Annotated in this window: 3 protein-coding genes; all 3 read right to left on the reverse strand. The window is 70.4% G+C overall.

The genetic code is table 11. The features are described from left to right. Window positions 1-109 precede the first annotated feature (109 nt). Entirely contained in the window at window positions 110-421 is a 312-nt protein-coding gene (locus DLJ49_RS20905; RefSeq protein WP_115395442.1) for a head-tail joining protein, read from the reverse strand. After that, entirely contained in the window at window positions 421-756 is a 336-nt protein-coding gene (locus tag DLJ49_RS20910; protein ID WP_115395443.1) for a DUF2190 family protein, read from the reverse strand. The genes DLJ49_RS20905 and DLJ49_RS20910 overlap by 1 nt, the downstream gene beginning before the upstream one ends. A gap of 83 nt (window positions 757-839) precedes the next feature. Continuing rightward, a complete protein-coding gene (locus DLJ49_RS20915; protein WP_369932942.1) occupies window positions 840-2,486 on the reverse strand; it encodes a prohead protease/major capsid protein fusion protein in 1,647 nt (548 codons plus the stop codon). Between the last annotated feature and the right edge of the window lie 48 nt (window positions 2,487-2,534).

Raw genomic sequence — 2,534 nt, forward strand, 5'->3', positions numbered from 1 at the left:
TTTAGCTGCCCGCCGGCCTCGCGCATCGCCGTGGTGACCGCGCGCTCGCCCGCCTTGATCTCCGCGGCCATGAGCGCGGCGAGGTCCGGGGTGACGTCGAGCTTCAGCTTCATGCCGGGCGGAGATCCACGGTCCAGACGAGCCGCTCGCGGTCGCGGACGGGCTCGCCCTGGATGAGGAAGGGCTCACCGTCGATCTCGATGCGGTCGCCCGGGCGCGGGTTCGCAACCTCGGCGATACGCAGATCCAGCCGGGTGGTTTCCGACCAGATGCGGGCGTCGCCGAAGCCGGCGACGTCGTCGGGCCGGCGCAGGATCGCATGGACCAGTGACGGCGCGCCGCCCTCAGCGGTGTAGACGACGTCCCGCGCGAGATGCGTGTCGGCGAAGAGCGCGTCGAGGGCGGCGGCGAAGGCGGTCATCAGAAGCTGCCGTTCAGGCGCACCCGGCCGATGGTGTCGCCCGCTCCGCCCGCCACCGCCTCGACGGCGACGCCGATGAGGGTGTTGTCGGTCGCGACAGTGGTGCAGCGCTTGTTGGTGTCGTCCCAATAGACCTTGGCGCCGACGGTCCAGGCTTGCGAGCCGATCTTGGTGAGGTCGAAGACCCCGGTGAGTCCGGCCTCGACGGGCGCGCCGCTGGCCGCATCGCCGGCCGCCACGCCGAAGATGGAGCCGACGAGCAGGCCGTCGCCGGAGGTCATGGCATAGGGCGCGGTCAGGGTGATGGTGTTGCCGGGCTGAAAGTAGTTTTTCATCGCGGGATCCTTTCGCGGAACGACGACGGGCGGCGCGAGGGCCGCCCGTGCGTCAGTGATCAGGGTTCAGGGGGTGGCCCGGCTCACGCGCCGGGGTTCTTGTAGAGGCCGCGCCAGTCGATGGCCTTGGCCCCGAAGTCGAGGAGGCACTTGATCTCGACGCCGTCGACGTCGAAGCCGTTGCGCGTCTCGATGTAGGCACCCTGCTGGCCCTCGAGATAGGCGTACTCGATGGTGTCGATCTGGTTCGGGCTCGCCGCCAGATACCAGGCCGTCTCGCTCGCGGCGTCGAGCCGCGGCTCGGCGATGGGCGAGAGCGTCCGGATCGACTGCGGCACCACCGTCCCGCTGGTCGCCGGCACGAGGTTCTGCGCGACGAGCTGCTCGGCCTTCAGTTCCAGCGCCGCCGGCACGATCAGGAAGGCGGGCCGGACGTTGAGCACCGTCTTCTTGTCGAGCCCGGTCTGCTTGGCCATGGCGGCGCGGGCGGCGCCGACGCTGCTCACATCCAGCGCAGCGCCCGAGCCTGCGAGGTTCTTGTGCGTGGTGTGGAACAGCGCGTTGCCATCGGCCATCGCGGGGTTCGAGGTGATGATGCCCCAGACCACGTCCGACTCCAGCTGCGCGATGGAATTGCCGTACATCGCCGGGATGCGGGTGAAGGCGTCGAGATCGTCGTTGATCAGCGTCTGGCGGGTGATGGCGACCACCCGGCCATAGGTCTTCACCTTGTAGCTCTCCTTCGACTCGCCGAGGCTGCCGCGCTTGAACTCGCCGCTCTCGGCCACTTCCAGAAGCTGCGGCGCCTCGCCCAGCTGGACCCGGTGCATGGCCTTGAAATCGGTGGCGAGCACCTGCCGGCAGAACAGCATGAAGGTGCGGGGGTAGGCCTCGTAGGCCTGCCGCAGCGTCTTGTTCGTGACGGCCGACAGGATCTCGGGGAAGTCCGAGGTCGAGTGCAGCGCGCGCGTGGCCACCTCGTCGCGCGACAGCCCGCGGGTGTTGGCGCCAGCGTTGCCGAGGCTCTCGCGGGCCAGCTCCATCAGCGTCATGCCGCGGTACTGGCGCGCCGCATCCTCGAGCGGGAAGAGCGTCGGGCTGTAGCGATGGAGCAGCGCATTGGCGACCGCGTCGCGGCGGGTGACCTGCTCGTCCCGACCGCCCAGCGGGATCGAGATCTGGCTGAAGCTGCGGGTTTCCTCGGAGCTCGCGGCGACCTGATCAAGGATCAGTCGGCGCGCCTCGGCGAGGTCCGTGCCGCGCTTCACCAGATCCTCGGCGAAGCCGCGCTCGAGGTTCAGCCGCCCCGCCAGGTCATAGATCGTGGAGACGCGCTCGCGCTCGGTCTCCCGCGCCCGCGTCACGTCGGCCTCGGGATCATGGGCCTGCGCCGCCTCCGGTGTCCGCGAGTGCGGCTGCGCGCGGGTTGCGCTGCCGGGGCTCTGCGAGTCGGCGGCGCGGGTCTCCGCCTGGGTCGCGGCAGGCTTCGGGTCGGTCATCGGCGTGTCCTCGGATGCGACGGCGTCGCTGGGCTGGTCGGCGCTCGGGGCGGCTGCGGCCTCGGCCGCCGGGGTGTCGGTCTTCTCCGTCATCGGAATGGCTCCTGTGCTGTGGGTGGGCGCGTCCCGGCGGTGGAGGACGCAGTCGTGAAGCGGGGATCGGGCGCGGAAGCCGGCAGCGGGATCGGCGCCCACGGGCACGGCGGAGACCTCGAATGGCGTCCAGTCCACCGCACGCCAGAGCTCGCGCGCCGTGTCCGGCTTCGAGATGTCGAAGCG

The organism is Rhodovulum sp. 12E13 (genome assembly GCF_003340565.1).
Lineage (GTDB): Bacteria > Pseudomonadota > Alphaproteobacteria > Rhodobacterales > Rhodobacteraceae > HLUCCA09.